Genomic DNA, 19,907 nt, shown 5'->3' with positions numbered 1-19,907 from the left:
ATTCCGTCTCCCCATTTCCCTTCCCCACCTATGTCCTATGACCACGTGATCTCGGAGAAGAAGTGGCAGTTGAAGTGGAAGGAATGGAAGATTCACCACTTCGATCCGAGTTCGGACAAGCCGGTCTATAGCGTTGATAATCCCCCTCGCTACACCTCCGGCTCCCTGCACCTCGGCCATGCCACTGGCTATTCGCTCATCGATTTCGCCGCCCGCTATCATAGGCAAAGAGGATTCAACGTCTTCTTCCCCCTGTGCTTCGATGTGAACGGCACGCCGACGGAGGTCAAGGTGGAGAAGAAGTACGGCATCACCAAGCTCTCCATCCCCCGGCAGGAGTACATCAAGCTGTGCTCGGAGTTCGCTCAGTCGTTCATCACCGAGATGACGAGGCAGTTCGAGGTCCTGGGCACCTGCATGGACCCTACCATCTACTATCAGACGGACGCTCCCTCCTACCGTCGCATCACACAGATAACCTTCCTGCGCATGCTTGACAGAGGGTTGGTCTACAAAGGCACCGCGCCGGTCAACTGGTGCCCCCGCTGCATCACTGCATTGGCGGATGCGGAAGTGGAGCACGATGACAACGTCACCAAGCTCAACTACATCCGCTTCGGACGGAAGGACGGAGAGGGAGTGTTCATCGCCACCACTCGGCCTGAGCTGCTGAGCACATGCCAGCTGGTGGCCGTTCATCCGGATGATCTCAGGTTCAAAGACCTTGTCGGCCGCATGCTCACAGTGCCGATCTATGGCCGAGAGGTCAAGGTGGTCGCAGACGACAAGGTGGACCCAGACTTCGGCACCGGGGTGGTGATGATCTGCACCATCGGTGACAAAGGGGACCTGGATTGGGTGCGCCAATACAACCTCGCTCTGGAGCAGGCGATCGATGAGCAAGGTTACATGACCGAGCATACCGGCCAGTACACGGGGTTAAAGGTGAAGGAGGCAAGGGCGAGGGTCATCGAGGACCTGAAGGCACTCGGACTGGTCCTCAAGCAGGAAGACCTCGAGCAGAACGTCTCCATCTGCTGGCGCTGCCATGAACCCATCGAATACCTATCCCGCCCGCAATGGTTCTTGAAGACCCTGGATTTCAAGCAGGACGTGCTGCGCCTGGCCGACGAGCTGCACTGGTACCCGGAGTTCATGAAGGTCCGCCTGCAGGATTGGGTCAACTCGCTAGGATGGGACTGGGTCATTTCCAGGCAGCGGTACTTCGCCACGCCCATCCCCGTCTGGGAATGCGAGAAATGTGGTCAGGTCATACCTGCAAGGGAAGAGGATTGCTATATCGATCCCACCGTTTCCAAGCCGCCGGTGGAGAGCTGCCCGAAATGCGGCGGAGAGTTGAAGCCGTGCCAGGATGTCTTCGACACCTGGATGGATTCCTCCATCTCTCCTTTGTACAACACCTTCTGGATGCGCGATGAGAAGAGATTCCAGAAGCTCTATCCCATGTCGCTCAGGCCGCAATCCCACGACATCATTCGCACTTGGGCGTTCTACACCATACTACGGGAGCATCTCATCACCGGGCTGAGGCCCTGGAACGACATCATGATCCATGGCTTCATCATGGCGCCGGACGGCACGCCCATGCACACCTCGTCGAACAACGTCATCGACCCCATGCCCATCCTGGAGAGCTTCGGGGCGGACGCCCTGCGCTATTTTGCGTGCACATGCGCTCTGGGCGAGGACAACGCCTTCCGGGAGAAGGATGTCTTGCATGGAAAGAAACTCTGCACCAAGCTCTACAACATGGGCAAGTTCGTGGGAACGGTGGTCAAGCACAAGCCTTACATGCGCGACGACCTCAAGGCCACGGACAAATGGATGCTCAGCCGCTTCTCCAAGACGCTGAAGCAGGTCTCGATCTATTACGACAACTACCAGTTCGACAAGGTCATGCGAGAGGTGGAGCAGTTCGCCTGGCATGAGTTCGCTGACCACTACATCGAGCTGGTGAAGCATCGCACGCAAGACCTGAAGGACGAAGCGGTGCGCTACACCCTCTACACCGTCTGCCTGGGCATCATGAAGATGCTGGCGCCCCTGCTGCCGCATGTGACGGAGGAGGTATACCAGGAGAACTTCGTCCGCATGGACCGGGCGAAGAGCATCCATGTGAGCAAGTGGCCCATCCCGGTGTTCTACGACGACACCTCGGAGAGGAAGGGCGTCCTGGCCAAGGACATCGTAGCGGCGATCCGCAATTGGAAGGCGGAGCGCGGGCTGCCTCTGAATGCGACTCTCGCCTCAGTAGAGATCATCGGCGCCAACGAGGAGCTCATGGCCGATGTGAGCAACGACATCCTTCAGACGGTGAAGGCACAGTCCATCAAGCTCGCCAGCAAAGCGGACCTGGAGGAGAGGGTGCTGGGCGTGAAACCGGTGCTGGCCAAGATCGGGCCGACCTTCAAGGCGCAGGCGAAAGAGGTCACGGAGGCGCTCAAGCAGTTGCGCCCAAACGACATAGTCGAGCTGATGGAGACCGGTTCTATGCTGATACCTCTCTCCGATGGAACGAGCGCCAAGGTCACCTCCGATTTCGTGCAGCTCCTGAAGCAGCTCACGTTGCACGGACAGGCGGTGGAGACCGTTCAGCTCGGCGAGATGCTCATCGCCATCTCCAAATAGGGAAGCATGGCTGGCCGTCTGAAAACTTTATTATACTCTAGCACATTCGGGCAGATGCTCGAGCGGGCGTAGTGTAGACTGGTTATCACTCAAGCTTGCCAAGCTTGAAACTCGGGTTCAAATCCCGACGCCCGCACTTCCCTGCTCAAGCCAGACGGTCCGTTTCTAGAATTCAATGTTGGCGGTTTTGCGCCCGGAGGCAGCGGCGCGTTCCACAGCGCCTGAGCCTCCCTGATCGCTACGTCCGATCGCTTGCGGCAATAGTAGCTCTCCGTGGTCTTGGTGGTCGCGTGCCCGAGGAGGACCGAGACGCCCTCGATCGACATGCCCTCGTCGACGCAGCCCTGTCCGAAGGTCCGCCTGCAGGCCCGGAGCTCGAAGCTGACCTTCAGCTCGTCCTCGACGATGCCCTTGACCTTGGTGAGGCTGTTGGAGGCGTAGAACCCATCCCCGCCGGCGTCGCCTAAGGCGGGGAAGAGCGCCGGGTTGCCCGGGGCCTTCTCGGCCACGATCTCGTCCCTCATCCTCATGTAGCGCTCGATCGTGGCCCATCCCTCCGGACGGATCGGGACCTCCCGCGGCCGCCCGTACGTGCCCTCGCCCTTCACGTGCTTCGCGCCGAGCGTGTGCAGCTTGAGGTCCATGTCCTCCGCCTCCGCCAGCCGGAGCTCCTTCGGTCGCAGGCCGGTGCACAGGGCCAGGACGACCAGGGCGTAGGCCTGCAGGCGCCTCCAATCGCTCGCGCCCGCGGCCGCTTCGATGATCCTTGCCGCCGCGTCCTGCCTGATCGGGTCCTTCCTCACCGTCTTGCGCTTCGGGAAGATCTGCGGGAAGCGCTTCCGGGTCCGCTCGACCGCCGTGTTGTTGTTGTACATGAGCAGCCCGGACAGCGCCGACAGGTTGTGCGCCATCCCGCTCTCGGCCAGCTTCCTGCCTCTCATCAGGCCGATGTACGCCAGGACCTCCTTCTCTTTCATCAGGTCCGGGCGATCACTCTCGACCTTGCCCGCCTCCATGAGGGTCCTGAAGTCCTTCGCCATGCGCCGAAACCTCCGCTCCAGTTCCTTGACCGTCGCCTCCGAATAGGCCGGCCCCACCTCGTCGAGGTAGCGGTTCGCGCAGGCCATGAACGGGTACCGGCTCACGTCCAGCACGCCCCGCTTCGGCCCGGGCTTGCGCCTCTCGACCACGGGGAGCAGCTCGCCGCGAACTCCGATCGCGGCATAGCTCCTCCTTTCAGGGAGAAGATGCGCCTGCAGCGTATTTAACTGCAGTCCGGCGGGCACGGCGGCGGAGCTCGTCATCCCTGAGAGTCCGCCCCCTCGATCGGTGAAGCTTTGATGAGGTCCGCGAATCCGGTCCAAGGGCCAGCAGTCGGCAGGACCGGATAACCCACCTTCCCGCCCACTATTACTCTAAGTCCTTTCTCTCTCTTGCGCGTGCAGTGTGAAAGAGGGTGGGATACCTGGTCCTTTGAACGTCTGGCTGTTGGACCACCTTTGAGACTCGATCGGCGGCGCATCATGGGAAGTCCCCCATCTCGGACTGTCGCGCCTTCTCGTCCTCCGCGATCTCGTCGGCCCCCTTGAGGCGGACATCCTCCCAAACGTGCACCTTGTGCCCCTCCTCGTCCCTCTGCCGCCCCTCCGCGACGGAGGGGATGTTCTCAAGCAGGCGGGCCTTGAACTTGCGCTCCTTGACGGCCGGGACGCGCGTTGAGCGGCACCACTCAAGGTATCGGGCGTAGAGCTCGCGCTTCGATACCCACGCCCCGGGGAGGGCCTCTAGCTGCTCCTCAGCGAAGCAGTAGACCGAATCGGACATGCGGACGTACTTCTGCCTGACCGCGTCCGTCGTCTCCATGTTGGTGAAGCCCTTGCGCTCTAGGATCTTGGGGATGAGCTCCAGGCACTTGTTCAGCAGGCCGGAGAACTCGGGGCCAGTGGTAATCTCCGCGAGCTTGTTCAGGTTCAGGTTGCTCCCTTCGAACCTGAACGGGAAGTCGATGAGGATCCACCGCCGGTAGAACGCCTCGGTGTCGTCGACGCTCAGCGGGACCTGGTTCATCGAGAAGAAGAGCTTCGCCGAGTTCTCGAACTCGAAGGCGTCGACGTGCTTGAACTCGGCACGGACGCGGTCGCCGCCGGTGAGGGCCTTGAACATCGCTGTCCTGTGCAGCTCTCGGCTGCTGAGGTCGGCGCAGATGTTCGCCTTCTTCCGGTAGAGGGCGGAGGCTGAGAAGCGGTTCTCGTCGAGGTCCTGCAGCGAGTTGGTCGAGATGTTCCCCGCGCCGAGGAAGGCCCGGACAAGGCCAAGGAAGGTGCTCTTGCCGTTGTTCCCGGATCCGACTAAGGCGAAGGCCTTCTGGATTGGGTAACCGGGCACGAGGGTGTAGGCGATCATCTCGTAGGCGAGCTCGCGGTCGGGTTCGGCGAAGACCTGGGAGATGAACCCGTCGATCCTCGGGCACGTCGCCTGGGGATTGTAGGTCACTGGCATGTGCATGAAGAAAACGTCGTCCGGAGTATGGTCGCGCCATTCCCCGCTCAGGACGTCGAGGATCCCGTTGGAGAGGCAGAGATGCTTCGTGCCATCGAGGGCGAGCGCCCGGTCGAACGGCGTCGACCGCTGCACATGCCCGAGGACCTCTTTTACGATATGGTTGGAGGCGCCCTCACCGAGCATCATCTCGCAGGCGTTCTGCACCAGGGCCTCCGCGCCGCGAACGTAGGCGCCATCCTCGTAGCAGAACATCTCGCCGGAGTCGATCAGCGTGACCATGCGGTACCGGTCGAGGATCACGTTGGCGACGCCCTTGGGGTTGACCTCGAGCTTCGCCTTCCTGTCCTCCCTTGCGACGGTCCTCGGATCCGGGAAGTACAGGTTCTCCTTGAGCTCGGGGATGTTGAAGATCTCGCCATTGAAGTCGCGGTCTCTCAGGATGACCATGCTAGAATCCCTCCTCCTTGATCACGAGCTTATGGCACGTCGTGCTCGCGGTCTTCGTGTACACGATGAACACCCTCGCCCGGAGGAGCTCTAGGATCTCCTCATAGGCCCGATCGTCAGCCAGATACACGGTCGCCCGGGGCTTCCGCGTCCTCGTTTTCTCGATATTCCCGTCCATCTGATCGCCTCCGAGAATCAGTCGGGCCGCGTCTTCCCGCAGGATGGCCGTCCATCCTTCAACAGGCACGCGGCGGTGATGTCGCGGCGCAGGTCCTTGTCGACCGCCCGGATCAGCAGCTCCCTCGCGTAGTCGCCCGGGTAGACGCCGAGCTGAGCCGCCCTCTTCCTAATTCGTCCGCCGAGCGTCTCGCCGATGAGGATCCGCAGTTCTTCACTTCGCTCTGGCCTCAACGGATCACGTCCCCTCGCGTCTCTCGCTGTCAGGCGCAATGCAGATCTCAGGCAACTCCGGAGCCCGCCCTCCAAGGAACGCAACTACGAATCGCATGAGGACCCCCACATAGTGATCCATGCTCATGTTGCCCTCCTTGCAGGTCTTCTCGATCACCGCGTAGTCCTCATCCTCCAGCTCGATGATGAGGCGCTTCATCGCCGCACCCCTTGGGGTTCGAGGTAGACAGCCATCGCCATCAGAGCACCTCCGGCAGTTCCTCGAACTTCGGTGGCCTCTCATCGCCTGGATTCAGGAAGAGCCTCCGGCCTTGCAGGGCATACTGCGCTCGCGTGACGATGCGGCGTTCGTTGGGGTCGGGTTCTTCGGCCGTCTCCTTGGGCTTCCTGCTCTCCGGCGTCAGATGCTCGGAGCACCAATGGCCGCCGGGCTCGGTCTGTTCGCCGCAGCTGAGGACATGGCACTCGGTAGGTAGGTCCGTAGGTAACTCAGTAGGTAAGACTGACTCCCTGGGAGGCATCGCGGATGCTGGCTCGGGCTTTTCATATGAATTTTCATATGATTCAGATCTGCTGTCGATCTGGGCCAGCCTCTCCTTCTCAACTAGCTCCGCTTCTGAGTCGGCCTCCTTGTCCTCCGCAGGCTCGGACTCCTTCACTATAGGGGGCGATGGCGCTGTCGGGATCGTTCCCTTGATCAGCTCCCGGGTCCTTGCTTGCGTTACCTTGCCGTGCTGTTCAGCCTCCTCTCGCAGTGCCTGAATGAGGGTCGGGAAGGCGGGATCGTCGCGCTTGCCCAAGACGTCGGCCGCGGCCGAAGGCTCTACGAGGCGCCTCGTAACGAGGGAACGCAGCTCCTCGGGGCATTCTAAGAGGCGAAGCCGAAGGGAGATCCAATCCTGGCTCTTGCCGAGACGCCTTCCGAGCTCCGTCTGCGTGAGATGACCATCCTCCAACAATTGCCTGATCGCCTCCGCCTCCTCGATCGGATCAAGGTCCTCGCGCTGCAGGTTCTCGACCAGCATCACCTCGAGCAGCTGCGCGTCGGAGAACTCGCGGACGATGACCGGGATCTTCTGCAGGCCGGCATCCCTAGCGGCTAGGACGCGCCGCTCGCCGATGATGAGCTCGTACTTCGAGCCCTTCCTCCTGACCACTATCGGCTGAACGACGCCATGCGCCCTGATCGACTCCTCCAGGTCATGCAGCCTGTCCTTGTCGAAGTGCTTCCTCGGGTTGCGGCCGCTGATCACGATCGCCGACAGGGGGAGCTCGACCGGGACTTGATCCACGGTCGGCGGTGGTGCGGGCGCCGGCGCTGAGATGATCGGCTTCTTCTCCGACGTCGCCGCAGTGCTGATAGTGATGCTGTGCCCGCAGGTCCCTGGGCGGCTGCCTTCCGAACACCCCTTATTGGGATTCCAGGCCCGGCATGCATCGCAGAGTTGCGCGTTCGGCAATTCGGTGGAGGGCTTCCGCGCACGCTCGTACGAGATGGTCCACGTGCCCCGGCCGTCCTTCTTTATGCTAAGGATGGTGAACTCGTCTTTCGTGTGCCCGTACTTTGCGACCGTGTTATAGAACCGTTCGAGCGATTCCTCCTCGGTGGCGGCCGTGCTTTTGTGCGTGATCATGGGGACGCCCCCTTCGGCCGCACTTTAGATCGCGCGTGCGGCTCGATGCATCCCCCCGCCTCGTCTTCCAATGCTTTGTCGAGGAGATGCTCGATATATCTTGAGCGAGGAATCAGTCCTCTCCCAGCATCCACTCTAGCCAGCAAGTCCGCTCTCAAGGAACATCCGAAGGAGACTCTTCTTTCTGTCATTTGCCCGCCTCGACGGACCAATCGGACAAGGGTTTATTATAGGACGAATCACTAACGAAAACGTTAGTCAAATGCAGGGGGCCGGCCTTTGAAGAGGACATCTGACAAAGTGGAGGAGGAATGGAATTGGGTAAAGCGACTGTGTCCGATCGGATGGCTCCATGGGAACGGAGAGCGCGAGTTGTTCGAGCTATTCAAGATGGATAAGGAGGCCCTCATCAAGAAACTGACGGACTTCGAGGAAGGGAAATCTCCTGGAAAGGCTCCATCCCGCTGCAATCTCCCAGGTCATGCTCTCGTTGTTCGGAGCACCGATCGATGGAACGCCACGACGCAGACATGGGAGGAGGTCGATAATGCATTCGCCCGCTGCGTGCTCCTTGACCGCAAGCTCGAGAGATACGAGTCTGAGACCTCCCGCGGACAGAAGGAGAGGAAGAAGGATGTCAAGCTGGCTAGGATCATCTTCAAGGAATCGCGGACAAGGACACCACCAGAAGGCGTTTCACCGACAATGCGGACCATGCTCTATGATGGCTGGGTGCCCCGGACTCGCCTCTATTCAATCTCCAGGATCCATGAAGCTCAGGCAATGATGAGGTCAGAATTTGCGTCCGACATGCAGTTCCAGCGAGCGGTCGATGCATTGGTGGAAGTCGGTATTCTCAAGGTCACATCCAGGCGAATTGAACACGCCAGAAGCAAGAAGGGAAGGGCGAGGTGGATGACATTCTACCGGCTGATCCTGGGCACTTACGAAGAGGGGTGGTCTCCCGAGCCTTGGGAGTTGCTGACGCCTATGATCCTCTTGAAACGGACGCGCGCCGCTCTGTGCAAAGAAGTCCTCTATTGGGCGGGCAAGGATGTGGTTGACTCCTACTCAGCTATGATGGCAGTGGCATCGTCGCCGGAGATACGCGATCACGTCGAGGGACGACTGATCGAGATCTTCGGAGCGGAGTTGCTGGAGAAGGAGCGAAATGAGATGTTGATCCAACGAGTCGATAACAACCAGGCTCGTTAGTCTCCATTTATCCCAATGCCTTTCAATGCGTTGGCATGGGACAAATCAGCCTTACGCTCGCGTCGAGCGACTACAACCGCCTTAAGGAGCAAGCTCAGAAGAACGGCCTGAAACCACTGACTAATGCCAGTGCCTCGCTGGCTCTGATGATCAGGGCGTCGAAGCGCGTTCCTGGATTGGTCTGCGCCATCAACGCCGCAATGAACGCGAACAGGACTACGGAGGCTTCGCCGTCCAGCAAGCGCGGGGTCAGTGTCTCGGTGACGATCTCCGATGACGATCTCGCCGCCCTATACGCGCAGGCGGAGTTGAACGTGTTGCGGCCGGCGACGTATGCGGCATCGCTGATCTCCGCTGCGGTGAACGGCCAGATGAGCAGTCCCGCGGCGTGGGAGGATCTCAAGCAGACTGTCAGTTCACAGAACGGCCTCCCCCTGGACAGGGAATCGATCGAGAAGGAGTTCGGGCCGAGGACGGTCATGGCCTGGAACGCTCGCACCCAATCGTTGGAGGAGCGTGATTCCGAATGATCAGGGCGACCGATACCCAGGTCCTCGACCAGATCCTGAAGGAGAAGGGGATCACCCGGGAGCAGGTAGGGAAGCAGCGGCTCGACGAGGCGCAGGCGGCCAGGGAACGCATCGAATGGGAGAAGGAAGCGGCCTTCGAGAAGAACGAGCGGGAGAGGGTCAGGCTCATCAAGGAACGGCTGCTGAACGCCTACAACGCCAGGATGCTGTTCTTCATCGATGGCGAGATGCAGCGGCCCGGGATCAAAGACTTCGACGAGATCCGGTGCCCTGCGTGCCAGAAGACCATCCCCGAGTTCAGGCAGATGATCGTGATGGCCGAGCAGGAAGAGGCTCGCATCTACTACACCAGCACGGAGTCGACCGTCATCCTGATCACGAACCCCTATCCAACGGTCGAAGGAAAGTATGGTTGCAAGTGCGGGGCACGGTACGAGATCAAGCTCACGATGGGCGCGCCGATCAGGCAGCTGATCGCACAGAAGGCGAGCGCCGAGACCGCCGAGGACGAGGAGGCAGGGGCGTAGATCTGAAGACCGTCCGCCTCCGGGAGACAGTGGGGAGGGTACAGCTTTGAAAGGTCTTGGCCGGTCATCGCCCCAGCGCCATGGCCCTCGTGCTCCTTCCTTTCCTCTTGACGGGGGCGGCGGCCTCATCGAGCTAGATGGATGGTGAAGACGTGGCAGATCAGGACCCAGGGGACGACGCGAGGAAACCGCCACTTTCAGAGCCCCAGAGGAAGCGCTGTTCCCACGTCTCCGCTAATGGCGCTGGCTGCCGCGCCTACGCGCTCAAGGACTCGGCCCTCTGCTACTACCATGATAAGCGGCCGGAGATCGTGGCGCAGCGCGTGAGGTCGTGCAAGAACGGCGGGCGGAAGGCGAACTCGCACGACGGCCTGGCCGATTGGGTCGACCGTCCGATAACGTCCCTCGAGGAGCTCCGCAAGGCCGCCTCGATCCTCTTCAATGCGGGCGCGGCGGGCAAGGTCTCGGCGAGGAAGCTGTCTGCCCTATCGAGCATGGCCAACGTGCTGAGGACGACGATCGAACATTCCGACCTCGAGAAGAGGATCTGCGAGCTCGAGGAGATGGTGAAGGAGTTGAGGAGATGAGCATGGAGTACAGGGTCGGGAGCGTGGAGCGCGTGTTGCGGGACGAATCGGAGCGGCAGGACGTCGGAGCGGCCCGCCGGCTCGAGGAGGAGCGGGAACGCGCCTTCCTCGAGGACCCGGAGGCGAGGGAGCTAGCGAGGCGGGCGTTCGACGATCCGCAGGCCCACGAGGATCTCCTCAGGCTCGCCGGATGGACGGGCAAGGAAGACCGATCGAAGGTCGACGCCTCGAGCAGGATCTTTCGGCTGATCATCAACGACAAGGAACTCGCTGGCCGCGCCTGGGACGCATTGGAAGCGCCTATCGGAAATTCGACAACCGCGCATCGCGGACCCGGAGACTGATCGCGATGGGGCTGAAAGAGAGGATCGGCCGCGTCGAGGAGGAGCTCGCGCCTGGGGATGGGCGCTGCGTCCTGTTCGTCGACGAGGCCGAGGACGGACATCTCACCGAGATCCCGAAGTGCCCGAAAGGCAGGGAGCTCTCCGAGGACCTGCATGAGTGTGGGGACTGCCGCCTCGTGCCCGATCGGGACAAGACGCGGATACGCATGATCGACGTGGACGGAGGGAAGGCATGAAAGGGATCGAGATGCGCCTCGAGAAGCTGGAGACGGAACTGCACGCGGGCGAGAAGACGGACGATCACCAGTGCACCGTGATCTTCGGACTGGATCAAGCACCGATCTACCTAGGCAGCAGGGGAGAGGAGCATCATCTCGCGCCCCCGTGCGGCAGGATCCGCGACGCGGAGACCTGCTTGAGCTGCGCGCTCGTGAAGGGGGAGGACCGCCACGTCCTCACCGGGCGGCGCGAGGAGCTCCATTCGCCGGAGTGGAGACAGGAGGACCCGCGCGCCTGGTTGCTGGGCTCGTGCTACCTCATCGTCGTCAAGGACAAGGAGGGGAGGATCCTCTCGGCCGACGGCTGCGGGAAGGGGCTCGAGCTCGGCGGCGACTTGAGGGAGTGCGAGAGCGAGGAGTGCAGGGCGAAAGGATCGCGCTGCCGTACCATCCTGACGCTGTCCCCTCCATCTTGAAGATCCAAGGCACGGTTTACACGGCGCCGTGTAGAAAGAGAGGTCGAGGGCGTCCGATAGGCGGAAAAGGCCCCTAGGAACGACGAGGGCCGCCCCTGATCATCCGACAGGACCATCCGGACCGCTCTTGATTATTTGCGCGCAAATAACCACATTTGTGCATCGAGGAGGGGGTCGATTACGCGGCGCCGCGTAAGCGCCTCCTGCAGTTCATAGACTCCATTTGTAACATCTCCTTGGCGATGCTCGAATCCTTGCGCTTAGGCTCTTGAGGCGCGTCCGGACCCTCGCCCTGCTGTTGCGCATCGTTCATGAAGAAGACAGCCGCAGGGATGGTGAAAAAGGCATCGCAAACCCTGAGAGGAAAATTGGCGTGCCGGCGTGCATCCCGTGCCGGCGCGGGGAAGGTCGTCGTTGGCGTACACTCGGAGGTCGGGCTAGTTGCGCTCTTCGCAGCCATTGCACTCTGCAGGGCGGATTTGGAACTCCACGGCGAGATCGTGGTTCAGCCGCTCCCTGAGCTGCTCCTTGACGTCGTAAAGCATCTTGATCACCGGGCACTTCTCCGCCTTGTCTGCGCCGATCGAAACGGTCCCCGCGTCGATCAGCATATCGAGCAGCTGCATGGCCTTGAGATCGGTCATGTCAATCCTCATCGGGGTTTCCTCTTCCGCCATGATCTCACTTCTTTGCAGGGTGGTTGCATACTCGGGCGCGTAGGGCGCTTCTTGCACCTCGAACCCGATCACATCTGGGAACCGCGCCAACCGCTCCTCAGAGATGCTTCCCCTCATGTCCATCAGCATATCGCTCAGCTTGTTCAGCTCCTTGTGTTCCTCGATCCAGCTATAGACGAAGTTCGCGCAGTCCTCAACGCCCTGCAGATACTCGTCGCTCATGTCCTCGATCTCCTTTTTCATGGTTCCACGTCCGTAGCGATGGTGCTACGAGTAACACAGGCGCTACCGAATACTTATATCTGGTGATACCGTTGACACTTGTAAGGGTTGGGAGAGAAGTGGCACCGAGCAAGGATAGATTAAGGTTCCTGGGAACCAGCAACATCAGCGAGAAGTACCGCGTCACGTTGACCAAGGACGTCGTGAAGACCTTAGAGGCGGAGATCGGGGGCAAGGCGATGTACTACCTGAACGAGGCCGGCGACGTGATCGTGAAGGCCGAGAAGAGGGTCCTTTAAGCGCGCCTCGCAGATTATTTTACTTCTTCGAGGCCGCATCGCGCGCGCGAGGAGACGTCTGGCTATCGAGGGCACAATGACCATCTGGCCTTCGCTCGGCTTCGGTCGGCTCAATGCCTGGCTATGAAAGGCACAAGGGATGCCTGGCTCGCTCTCTCTCATTAAGAAAGGGGGGCTGTCAGTCCCTCAAGGCTAGCCAGACGAGCGCCCATTGGAACTCGATGGCCGGAGCACGCCTCTTACGATGCTTCGTATCACAGGGGCAGGGTAGCATCCGTTTCGAGTTTTCTGAGGCCATAAAAAAGGAAGAAGGAAAAAGAGAGTAAAGCGTTTCCCTCAAGATCGGGAACGGGTTTGCTGGACGTATCGAGGGCGGAAAACCATTTATTGAATTCAAGAAATGTATTTCTGGATTGAGTCGGAATCGCGGGCCGACGCCCGCACTTCAGCAATATCCAGGCAACCAAGATTTTTTCTCAGAAGGGGTATAATTCGGCTCCTGACATCTGGCTATCTCTTGGGGCTTGCTTGCATTTGCATATATTTTTTGAGCCTCAAGGATCGCCGAGTCGTTCGTTTTCCGACAGTAGTACTTCTCAGTGGTCTTAGTGCTAGAATGCCCCATCATACGAGATACCGCGTCCAAAGGTACGCCCATATTGACATTCTCTTGTCCGAAGGTACGGCGACACGCCCTCAAGTCGAAGATGATGCCCGAATCCTCGGTAACCCTCGCCCTCAGTTTGGTCAGGCTGTTGCATGCGAAGTAGCCATCCCCGCGTTTCTGAATGTCCTGGATCGCGGGAAATAATGCTTCAACGTTGGTCAAGTACTCAACAGCCAACTTTTCGTTCCTTGCCTTGACGTACCTCTTCAAGAAAGGGATACCGTCAGGCTGAATGGCGGTGTCCCTTGCGGTTCCGTACGATCGCTCGCCCTCGGCCAAAAAATGGAATCATCCGAAGGGATGAAGGTCTACAGAAGGCTGGCAAATCTCAGGCGAGGGTTCGAGATTGTTGTGCTCAACTTCAAGTCCCTTCGAGACCAGTTAGCCTCCTTCTCAAATCCTGAGGTGGCAATTCCCTTGCTCGATCGAAACCACCCGGAGAGAATGCAATCCTTCTGGCTTTTTACCCTGCGACACCTGAACAACTATCTCTGGGCGACGAGGGCATTGAGGTATCAGATCCAGCGCTTCTCTGAGAAGGAAACAGATGCCAGCCTGCTGAAGGTCTATGAAGAAGAAACGGGCCGTCTGTCGGAATCCCCTCTGTGGGCCTTCGTCAAGGACCTGAGCGATTTCTGCATGCACCGGGACATCCCTCCGATTGGCAGTGTCATGAAGTTCGAGAGGGAAGGGAACCAGACAACTACAGACCTCGTGCTGAGCGTGGAGGGGCTGCTCAAAGCGGACAGTTGGAACGCTGGAAGCAAGAAGTTCCTGCGAAACGCTGGAAAGGAAGTGAGACTGCTCGAGATGGCCGAGGAGCATTTCAAGTTGATTGGAGGTTTCTTCACCCGCTTCCATGACAAGGTGGTCAAGACCCATATGTCTGAACTAACGGAGCTCGAGCGACTCCAAGAGGAGATCAATAGATTGGACGGAAGGATACGGATGGAATTGAGAGACGCGGCCACAGGGCCACCCATCAATCGGCATCCGAAATGAAGAATGCATTTCTAGCAGCATGGGCATGATAGCCAAGGGTGACTATTTGGCAAATCCTACGGAAGATGTCGATGCAAGACTGCAAAGAGCGCGAGAAGGGTTCAATGCCGCACTTGCCAAGCTCGTGCAGCAGCAACGCAAGGAAATAGAAGAGAAGGGGGAGGCCTTGCGCAGTGAGATGGCGCAAAGAAGAGGAGAAATCCAGAGGGAACTTGAGAGGAAGATGGCCAAGCAGTTTGAGGAGTGGACCTCACAGATGGAGTCATTGCTCAAATAGTGGTTTCATCTGAAGTGCCTCGAGGAGAAGCCTAGCGCCCTTCCGAACTCATCGTCGCTCCCTCCGCTACAACCAACCTCCCTATCGTCGACGTCCTCCTCTGGAGCTTCGGCCGCCAATCGCGTGGCCCTCCATCGACATTTACTCGCGGATTGGCAGCCAGGACGCGGTTCCGGGCTGTTCCTGAGCGCGAGACCCTGGATTGTCGGGGCATATGCGAATCAGGAGATGATCTCATGACTTGCCCATGGTGGTCGGCTTGAGGTTGGCTGTTCGCAGGTTTGTCCTTCATATTGCCATGGCCCGTATCATTCCCGTGCGGGTGAGTCACTTTCGGCCTCCCCAGAGTTAAAATCTAACCCAAGTCATGACCTATATTGTCGGGAGTGGTACGATAGCGAGCAATTACATTGAGCAACTGAACGACGAGGATAAGGTTTTGCTCTTCGCCATCGGGGCTCTCGGCGAGCCCCTGAGGAGCAAGGTGAAGCTGCAGAAGCTCCTTTTCCTGGTTTCAAACGTGTTCGAAGATCTTGGCCAGCTGCTGGACTATGAACCGCATCTCCTAGGCCCCTACAGCGAAACTGTGGAGAGCGTCCTGGAAGAGCTGGTTTCGGCGGGTCTCGTCTCGCGAAGCGGCTCGGCGTACAATCTCACTGTGAATGGGCGGGAACTGTTCCACCAGTTGAAGCCAAGAAAAGAGCTCGTGGGGACGATCGAGGACTTCAAGCAGTTCATCAATGACCTCCCCGACGAAGAGATCATGACCTTCGTCTATGCCTGCTATCCAAAGTACATCGCGGAGTCCACGAAGTGGGACGAACTGAAACGTAGCCGGAAGGACTACGCCGCGGACCTTCTCCGGAAAGGCAAGATCAGTATCGCGAAGGCGGCGCAGATCGCTGACATGGATCAAGACAGTTTCGCCGCCCTCATCGAGAAGAAGGGGATCTGCTGGCGGTCTCAATAACAGCCAAGGTCGTGGATGCCACCGTCATTTCGGCGATGACTCGCGAAATCAGGAGCGTCGCGCTTTTGCCTCCTTGCACTCGACGCTATCGGGTGGTCATCAGCGAAGAGGTCCGAGAAGAACTCGGGCGGGCCAAGTCATTTCATGCTGAAACATTGCTTCGGGGGATCGCTGTGCTGCGGAACACCCATCCAGCGCGTGAGCATCTTCTGACCTATCTGAGCAACAGATACCCTTACCTGCACACGGGCGAGCTCTCCTCGTTTCTCCTTGCAGTGACCGTCTTCTCAGCTGAGGGTCATCGCTGTTTCTTCGTCACGGACGACGGCAGGATGAGGAGATCCTTGCCGAAGCTGCTTGAAGATTCGGAACTCAAGGGAGCTTTTGGCGTGAGGGGACTCTCCCTTGAGCACACGGGGACAATCGGTCTGATTTTACGCCTCGCAGAGACTGGCTCCATAACCCCGGAGGAGAGACTATTGGTCTGCTCTGACCTCAGAAGAAGTTCCTTCAGATGTTCGAAGGACATACTAAACAGGCTGGCCAACTAGATGTCGAAAAGGCTGGTTTGCTTAATCCGTTCGCTCTCGAGCGTCTCCCTCCTGAATTTCTTGAGGGACTCCAGGAGCTTCGCGGTGACCATCTTCTTCTTTCCTATGTGTGGAAGGAGCGTCCCCGCCTCAGCCAGCGCTTGCTGCATCACGAGGGTCTCCCCATATTGTTTTGATATGTTCCTGCCTTTGATCAGGGCTCGGGCCTGATCGATCGAGACCCCATACTTCGCTGCCACGGGGTTCAGGGGGATTCTCCTGTATCCGTATGTTGCCGATGAGAACTCTCTCCACGATGGCGGCGGCGGAGGGGGTCTCGGTTTCCGTGAATCGGCTATTCTAGCCATCCCAGGCGGTGCGACGTGGTTGTGACCTATCACATCGACGCTGTATGCAGGGGTGATGAAGTCTTTGGCGAGAACCTCCTCGGCCTTCTGTGAGAGCATCCCCTCTCGGGCATTGATCAGATAAAGCATCGAGGTGTCCGTAAGCAGGTGTGCTTTCAGTATCTTTAGGAAAGCCCTCATCCAGGTATCCTGAAAGACCCTGCCTTGCATGTCGATGGCGAAATGAACGACACCCCGATCTACAAGGGCGTCTACGACCGTCTTCAGAACGAAGCGGTTGGCGAAGATCGGTACCGTTCCGACTATCGTCTTGTTATTGAGAGTCTCCACCTCGTCGATGAACCTTGAGTTCCATAGGACCAAGTCATCGCTGATGGCGTCTCCGACGCGAGTTCTGCCGATACCAGGAAACAGAGGTGTGATCACAACGTCGCTGCGTTGGTACTGTATGTCGGCCAGCGCCCCCATTTCCTTGACAGAGGGTGCGATGAAATCAGGGTATTGCACGAAGAAGAGGTTGAGTCCAGGTCGCTGTTTCCTGAGAATCTGGTCTGCCACGAGGGTTTCTGTCTTTGTGCTGTTTACGATGGCATCCAGCGTTGCCTTGTCCAGCTCCCTGAATATCTCATTGACTGGGCCCACCGACGCCTCGGCTCTTGAAGCCTTGATCGGCGTCGCAAACTCTGTGTCTCCCAGCGTGACATTCATCGACCTGAATGCCATCTCGGCATCAAGGGATTCCACTTTCGTACGGACTTTCAAAATGCCCCACTCCAACATACAACGCATCTCGCCTTCCCATCAAATGCCCGGGCGAAGTGACGCTGATCCTCTCCTGCATCATGCATGGCGAAGGCATCCGGTTGGCAATGCATCGCCACAGGGCAAACTATCCCGTCCAGGCTATTAATATTTGCTCGTCGGTTCCCATCGGGTAACATTGGTACTGCATCTCTTAGTCATTCGCGGCCACCTCAGCGTTGGAAACCACAGATGATATTGAGGGTTCTGCGACATTATGAAGGAAAGGCTGTAACGTCGCAGAGGCCGACCCACCGTATTGCTCCGGGGAATACGAGGCCTCCAGAATTCCAGCCGGTGATTGTGTTACTCATCGCCGGCATCTACCCGCGGATCGTCAGCCTGCCCGCCGCTCGACGGTCTCGTGGATGACCTTGGAGAGTTCCTCCATCCGGAACGGCTTGGGCAGCGCGGCGGCGAACCCGTACTCCGCGTGCCGGGACATCACCGGGTCGTTGCAGTAGCCGCTGCAGACGATCGCCCTCACCTCCGGGTCGATGGCGCGCAACATCTCGATGGTCTCCCTGCCCCCCGTCCCGCCCTGCACCATCAGGTCGAGGATCACCGCGTCGAAGGGCGCGCCCGAGCGCCTCGAGTCCTCATAGATCCTCACGGCCTCGGCGCCGTCGGGGGCGGTCCGCACCTCGTACCCCAGGACCGTGAGCATCTCCCCGCCCATGTCCAGGATCATCTCCTCGTCGTCCATCCAGAGGATCCGGCGCCTCTCCGCGGCGGGGAACATCTCCGGCGCCCCCTTGACCTCGGGCGCCCCGTCCGCGGCCGGGAGGGTGATCGTGACCTCCGTGCCCGCGCCCACCGACGATTCGATGGCGATGCGCCCCCCGTGCCGGGTGACGATGGAGTGGCTGACCGCCAGCCCCAGCCCCCGCCCCTCGCCCTTGGTGCTGAAGTAGGGGTTGAAGACCCGCGGCAGGGCGTCCTTGGGTATGCCCCCGCCCCGGTCCCTGAACGACAGCTTGACGTACCGCCCCTCGGGCAGGAGGGCCTGCGCTCCCGGACCGGCGGTGAGGTTCGCGGCCTCGATCATGACCACGCCGCCCCCGGGCATCGCCTCCCTGGCGTTGATGAGCACGTTGCTCAGCGCCTGCGCCACCTGTCCCCCGTCGCCCAGGATCGGCAACAGGCCCGGTTCGACTCCGACCTTGCACTTAACATTGGAGCCCGAGAGGGCGAGGGCGCAGACCTCCTTTAGAAGGGCGGCCGTGTCGATGGCCTCCGCGACCGGCTCCCCGCCCTCGGAGAAGGTCAGCAGCTGCTTCGTCAGGCTCCTCGCACGCTCGGCCGCCCTCTCCGCCTCGGATATCCTCTCCTGGGCCCTCGCGGGATGCCCGGCGAGCCGGGACAGGGCCAGGTTGCCCTCGATGACTGTGAGCAGGTTGTTGAAGTCGTGCGCGATCCCTCCCGCCAGCAGCCCGATGGAATCGAGCCGGCTGGCGCGCTCCATCTCCTCATTTCTCCTCAGCTGCTGCGTCATGTCGCGGAACACGAACACCGTGCCCACGACCGCACCGCCGCCGTCCCTTACAGGAGCGGCGCTGTCCGCGATCGGCACCTCCCTCCCGTCGCGCGCCAGCAGGAGAACGTCGCTGGCCAGCTCCACGTTCTGGCCCGACGCCAGGACTTCGACCATCGGGTTGGCGACCTTATCCCGCCGCCGGGAGTCCACCAATACGAGGACCTCGGCGATGTCCACGCCCATCGCTTCCTCGGCCTTCCATCCGGTCAACGATTCCGCCACGCCGTTCATCAACGTGACCCGTTTGGCGTCGTCGGTGGCGATGACCCCGTCGCCCATGCTCGCCAGGGTTATGGCCAGCCGCTCCCTCTGCTCCGAGAGGGCCGCGTTGGCATTGGTCAGGTCTGCCGTCCGCTCCGCCACCCTCTGCTCCAGCTCCGCCTTGGCCTGGGTCAGCTGGGCCACCACCTCCCTCAGCTTGCGGCTCCGCACCTCCACCCGGCCGCGCAGATCCTCGCTGGTCCGGAGGAGCTCGCTCTTCGTCTCGAGCAGCCGCGCCGACGCCCGCTCGGCCGTGTACGAGAGCTCGGCGGTGACCCAGATCGCGCCCAGTATGACCGCCCGGTTGACCTCGGCGATGAGGACGGCGTTCGGAAAGGTCGCGGACTTGAAGAAGAATGCGGTGATCACCATGGAGGACGAGAGGACGCAGACCGCCAGGAGAGGCCTCAGGCGGCCCAGGCGCGACACGATCAGCACCGGCGCGATGTAGAGCATGCTCACGCCCAGACCGAGTGGCGTGACAAGGTCTATCGCGAAGATGACCACGGAAGCGGCGACGGCAAATGCCAGGGATAAGCCGTGACTAAATCTGGATGGACTCAATGCCGCCTTCGCGCTGGGTTGCTCCCCGACCCCTTCGCGGTCCGGATTGATGATTTCGCCAGCTTTCTCTTCAAATTCGCCTTCCTAGGCCGTGAAGACCTCCCCCTAGCAACTAATGAATCCTTCTAGAGCATGCTATACATATCCTTATATATTCGAATACCCGCGGCGGGAGGCTGGCAAGGCTCATTT

General features: G+C 59.9%; 24 protein-coding genes and 1 tRNA gene. 16 read left to right on the top strand and 9 right to left on the bottom strand.

Annotated elements, in window-relative coordinates; all coding sequences use genetic code 11:
* Window positions 1-30 precede the first annotated feature (30 nt).
* The 4 genes from NT137_00230 (at window position 31) to NT137_00215 (ending at window position 3,735) form a co-directional block, all read left to right on the top strand.
* Entirely contained in the window at window positions 31-2,649 is a 2,619-nt protein-coding gene (locus NT137_00230) for a valine--tRNA ligase (protein MCX6651772.1), read from the top strand.
* A gap of 62 nt (window positions 2,650-2,711) precedes the next feature.
* Window positions 2,712-2,785 (top strand) — tRNA-Gly (locus NT137_00225).
* Between the two features lie 137 nt (window positions 2,786-2,922).
* Window positions 2,923-3,090: a hypothetical protein gene (locus NT137_00220; protein MCX6651771.1), complete on the top strand. Its 168-nt coding sequence runs from the start codon at window positions 2,923-2,925 to the stop codon at window positions 3,088-3,090.
* A 318-nt stretch (window positions 3,091-3,408) separates the two neighbouring features.
* Entirely contained in the window at window positions 3,409-3,735 is a 327-nt protein-coding gene (locus tag NT137_00215) for a hypothetical protein (protein ID MCX6651770.1), read from the top strand.
* A gap of 435 nt (window positions 3,736-4,170) precedes the next feature.
* Here the strand turns inward: NT137_00215 and NT137_00210 are convergent, their stop codons facing one another.
* Genes NT137_00210 through NT137_00190 form a run of 5 tightly spaced genes read right to left on the bottom strand, consistent with a single transcriptional unit; the run spans window position 4,171 to window position 7,643 of the window.
* Entirely contained in the window at window positions 4,171-5,598 is a 1,428-nt protein-coding gene (locus NT137_00210) for a phage/plasmid primase, P4 family (protein MCX6651769.1), read from the bottom strand.
* Window position 5,599: 1 nt separating this feature from the next.
* Window positions 5,600-5,776: a hypothetical protein gene (locus NT137_00205; protein MCX6651768.1), complete on the bottom strand. Its 177-nt coding sequence runs from the start codon at window positions 5,774-5,776 to the stop codon at window positions 5,600-5,602.
* A 17-nt stretch (window positions 5,777-5,793) separates the two neighbouring features.
* Complete coding sequence (locus NT137_00200; protein MCX6651767.1) at window positions 5,794-6,009, bottom strand: hypothetical protein; 216 nt, start codon at window positions 6,007-6,009, stop codon at window positions 5,794-5,796.
* A gap of 4 nt (window positions 6,010-6,013) precedes the next feature.
* Complete coding sequence (locus tag NT137_00195; protein MCX6651766.1) at window positions 6,014-6,208, bottom strand: hypothetical protein; 195 nt, start codon at window positions 6,206-6,208, stop codon at window positions 6,014-6,016.
* A gap of 40 nt (window positions 6,209-6,248) precedes the next feature.
* On the bottom strand, window positions 6,249-7,643 hold the full coding sequence (locus NT137_00190; protein MCX6651765.1) for a ParB/RepB/Spo0J family partition protein: 1,395 nt from the start codon (window positions 7,641-7,643) through the stop codon (window positions 6,249-6,251).
* Window positions 7,644-7,922: 279 nt separating this feature from the next.
* Between NT137_00190 and NT137_00185 the strand changes: the two genes are divergently transcribed.
* The 7 genes from NT137_00185 to NT137_00155 all read left to right on the top strand — a co-directional run bounded on the left by NT137_00185 (window position 7,923) and on the right by NT137_00155 (window position 11,540).
* Entirely contained in the window at window positions 7,923-8,858 is a 936-nt protein-coding gene (locus NT137_00185) for a hypothetical protein (protein MCX6651764.1), read from the top strand.
* 35 nt (window positions 8,859-8,893) lie between these two features.
* Window positions 8,894-9,388: a hypothetical protein gene (locus NT137_00180; protein ID MCX6651763.1), complete on the top strand. Its 495-nt coding sequence runs from the start codon at window positions 8,894-8,896 to the stop codon at window positions 9,386-9,388.
* Window positions 9,385-9,915: a hypothetical protein gene (locus NT137_00175; GenBank protein MCX6651762.1), complete on the top strand. Its 531-nt coding sequence runs from the start codon at window positions 9,385-9,387 to the stop codon at window positions 9,913-9,915. The genes NT137_00180 and NT137_00175 overlap by 4 nt, the downstream gene beginning before the upstream one ends.
* 152 nt (window positions 9,916-10,067) lie before the next feature.
* The gene (locus NT137_00170; GenBank protein ID MCX6651761.1) at window positions 10,068-10,502 is read left to right on the top strand and encodes a hypothetical protein; all 435 of its coding nucleotides are present in this window, start codon (window positions 10,068-10,070) and stop codon (window positions 10,500-10,502) included.
* A 2-nt stretch (window positions 10,503-10,504) separates the two neighbouring features.
* Window positions 10,505-10,846, top strand: a complete 342-nt coding sequence (locus tag NT137_00165; GenBank protein ID MCX6651760.1) for a hypothetical protein — start codon at window positions 10,505-10,507, stop codon at window positions 10,844-10,846.
* 5 nt (window positions 10,847-10,851) lie between these two features.
* Window positions 10,852-11,082: a hypothetical protein gene (locus tag NT137_00160; GenBank protein MCX6651759.1), complete on the top strand. Its 231-nt coding sequence runs from the start codon at window positions 10,852-10,854 to the stop codon at window positions 11,080-11,082.
* Complete coding sequence (locus NT137_00155; GenBank protein ID MCX6651758.1) at window positions 11,079-11,540, top strand: hypothetical protein; 462 nt, start codon at window positions 11,079-11,081, stop codon at window positions 11,538-11,540. The genes NT137_00160 and NT137_00155 overlap by 4 nt, the downstream gene beginning before the upstream one ends.
* Before the next feature lie 437 nt (window positions 11,541-11,977).
* On the opposite strand, the gene NT137_00150 is transcribed toward NT137_00155, so the two are convergent.
* Window positions 11,978-12,460 (bottom strand): hypothetical protein, encoded by a 483-nt coding sequence (locus NT137_00150; protein ID MCX6651757.1) that lies wholly within the window; start codon window positions 12,458-12,460, stop codon window positions 11,978-11,980.
* A 98-nt stretch (window positions 12,461-12,558) separates the two neighbouring features.
* Between NT137_00150 and NT137_00145 the strand changes: the two genes are divergently transcribed.
* Window positions 12,559-12,738, top strand: a complete 180-nt coding sequence (locus NT137_00145; protein ID MCX6651756.1) for a hypothetical protein — start codon at window positions 12,559-12,561, stop codon at window positions 12,736-12,738.
* A gap of 445 nt (window positions 12,739-13,183) precedes the next feature.
* Here the strand turns inward: NT137_00145 and NT137_00140 are convergent, their stop codons facing one another.
* On the bottom strand, window positions 13,184-13,615 hold the full coding sequence (locus NT137_00140) for a site-specific integrase (protein MCX6651755.1): 432 nt from the start codon (window positions 13,613-13,615) through the stop codon (window positions 13,184-13,186).
* Window positions 13,616-13,705: 90 nt separating this feature from the next.
* On the opposite strand from NT137_00140, the gene NT137_00135 reads away from it, so the two are divergent.
* The 4 genes from NT137_00135 (at window position 13,706) to NT137_00120 (ending at window position 16,205) form a co-directional block, all read left to right on the top strand.
* Entirely contained in the window at window positions 13,706-14,407 is a 702-nt protein-coding gene (locus NT137_00135) for a hypothetical protein (protein ID MCX6651754.1), read from the top strand.
* A gap of 19 nt (window positions 14,408-14,426) precedes the next feature.
* On the top strand, window positions 14,427-14,684 hold the full coding sequence (locus tag NT137_00130) for a hypothetical protein (protein MCX6651753.1): 258 nt from the start codon (window positions 14,427-14,429) through the stop codon (window positions 14,682-14,684).
* A 367-nt stretch (window positions 14,685-15,051) separates the two neighbouring features.
* Window positions 15,052-15,654: a UPF0175 family protein gene (locus NT137_00125; GenBank protein MCX6651752.1), complete on the top strand. Its 603-nt coding sequence runs from the start codon at window positions 15,052-15,054 to the stop codon at window positions 15,652-15,654.
* A gap of 92 nt (window positions 15,655-15,746) precedes the next feature.
* Complete coding sequence (locus NT137_00120) at window positions 15,747-16,205, top strand: hypothetical protein (GenBank protein ID MCX6651751.1); 459 nt, start codon at window positions 15,747-15,749, stop codon at window positions 16,203-16,205.
* Here NT137_00120 and NT137_00115 read toward each other — a convergent pair.
* Window positions 16,202-17,332 carry a hypothetical protein gene (locus tag NT137_00115; protein MCX6651750.1) on the bottom strand — a complete coding sequence of 377 codons (1,131 nt, stop codon included), beginning with the start codon at window positions 17,330-17,332 and terminating at the stop codon, window positions 16,202-16,204. The genes NT137_00120 and NT137_00115 overlap by 4 nt on opposite strands.
* A 358-nt stretch (window positions 17,333-17,690) precedes the next feature.
* Complete coding sequence (locus NT137_00110) at window positions 17,691-19,658, bottom strand: ATP-binding protein (GenBank protein ID MCX6651749.1); 1,968 nt, start codon at window positions 19,656-19,658, stop codon at window positions 17,691-17,693.
* Window positions 19,659-19,907 lie beyond the last annotated feature (249 nt).

This window comes from Methanomassiliicoccales archaeon (assembly GCA_026394375.1).
Lineage (GTDB): Archaea > Thermoplasmatota > Thermoplasmata > Methanomassiliicoccales > UBA472 > JAJRAL01.
This window is presented reverse-complemented; position numbering and strand designations above follow the sequence as displayed.

Coding starts and splice junctions, on each gene's coding strand:
- NT137_00230 (MCX6651772.1), top strand. CDS start 31: ATGTCCTATGACCACGTGATCTCGGAGAAGAAGTGGCAGTTGAAGTGG.
- NT137_00215 (MCX6651770.1), top strand. CDS start 3,409: ATGATCCTTGCCGCCGCGTCCTGCCTGATCGGGTCCTTCCTCACCGTC.
- NT137_00210 (MCX6651769.1), bottom strand. CDS start 5,598: ATGGTCATCCTGAGAGACCGCGACTTCAATGGCGAGATCTTCAACATC.
- NT137_00205 (MCX6651768.1), bottom strand. CDS start 5,776: ATGGACGGGAATATCGAGAAAACGAGGACGCGGAAGCCCCGGGCGACC.
- NT137_00195 (MCX6651766.1), bottom strand. CDS start 6,208: ATGAAGCGCCTCATCATCGAGCTGGAGGATGAGGACTACGCGGTGATC.
- NT137_00190 (MCX6651765.1), bottom strand. CDS start 7,643: ATGATCACGCACAAAAGCACGGCCGCCACCGAGGAGGAATCGCTCGAA.
- NT137_00180 (MCX6651763.1), top strand. CDS start 8,894: ATGGGACAAATCAGCCTTACGCTCGCGTCGAGCGACTACAACCGCCTT.
- NT137_00175 (MCX6651762.1), top strand. CDS start 9,385: ATGATCAGGGCGACCGATACCCAGGTCCTCGACCAGATCCTGAAGGAG.
- NT137_00165 (MCX6651760.1), top strand. CDS start 10,505: ATGGAGTACAGGGTCGGGAGCGTGGAGCGCGTGTTGCGGGACGAATCG.
- NT137_00160 (MCX6651759.1), top strand. CDS start 10,852: ATGGGGCTGAAAGAGAGGATCGGCCGCGTCGAGGAGGAGCTCGCGCCT.
- NT137_00155 (MCX6651758.1), top strand. CDS start 11,079: ATGAAAGGGATCGAGATGCGCCTCGAGAAGCTGGAGACGGAACTGCAC.
- NT137_00150 (MCX6651757.1), bottom strand. CDS start 12,460: ATGAAAAAGGAGATCGAGGACATGAGCGACGAGTATCTGCAGGGCGTT.
- NT137_00135 (MCX6651754.1), top strand. CDS start 13,706: ATGAAGGTCTACAGAAGGCTGGCAAATCTCAGGCGAGGGTTCGAGATT.
- NT137_00130 (MCX6651753.1), top strand. CDS start 14,427: ATGGGCATGATAGCCAAGGGTGACTATTTGGCAAATCCTACGGAAGAT.
- NT137_00125 (MCX6651752.1), top strand. CDS start 15,052: ATGACCTATATTGTCGGGAGTGGTACGATAGCGAGCAATTACATTGAG.
- NT137_00115 (MCX6651750.1), bottom strand. CDS start 17,332: ATGTTGGAGTGGGGCATTTTGAAAGTCCGTACGAAAGTGGAATCCCTT.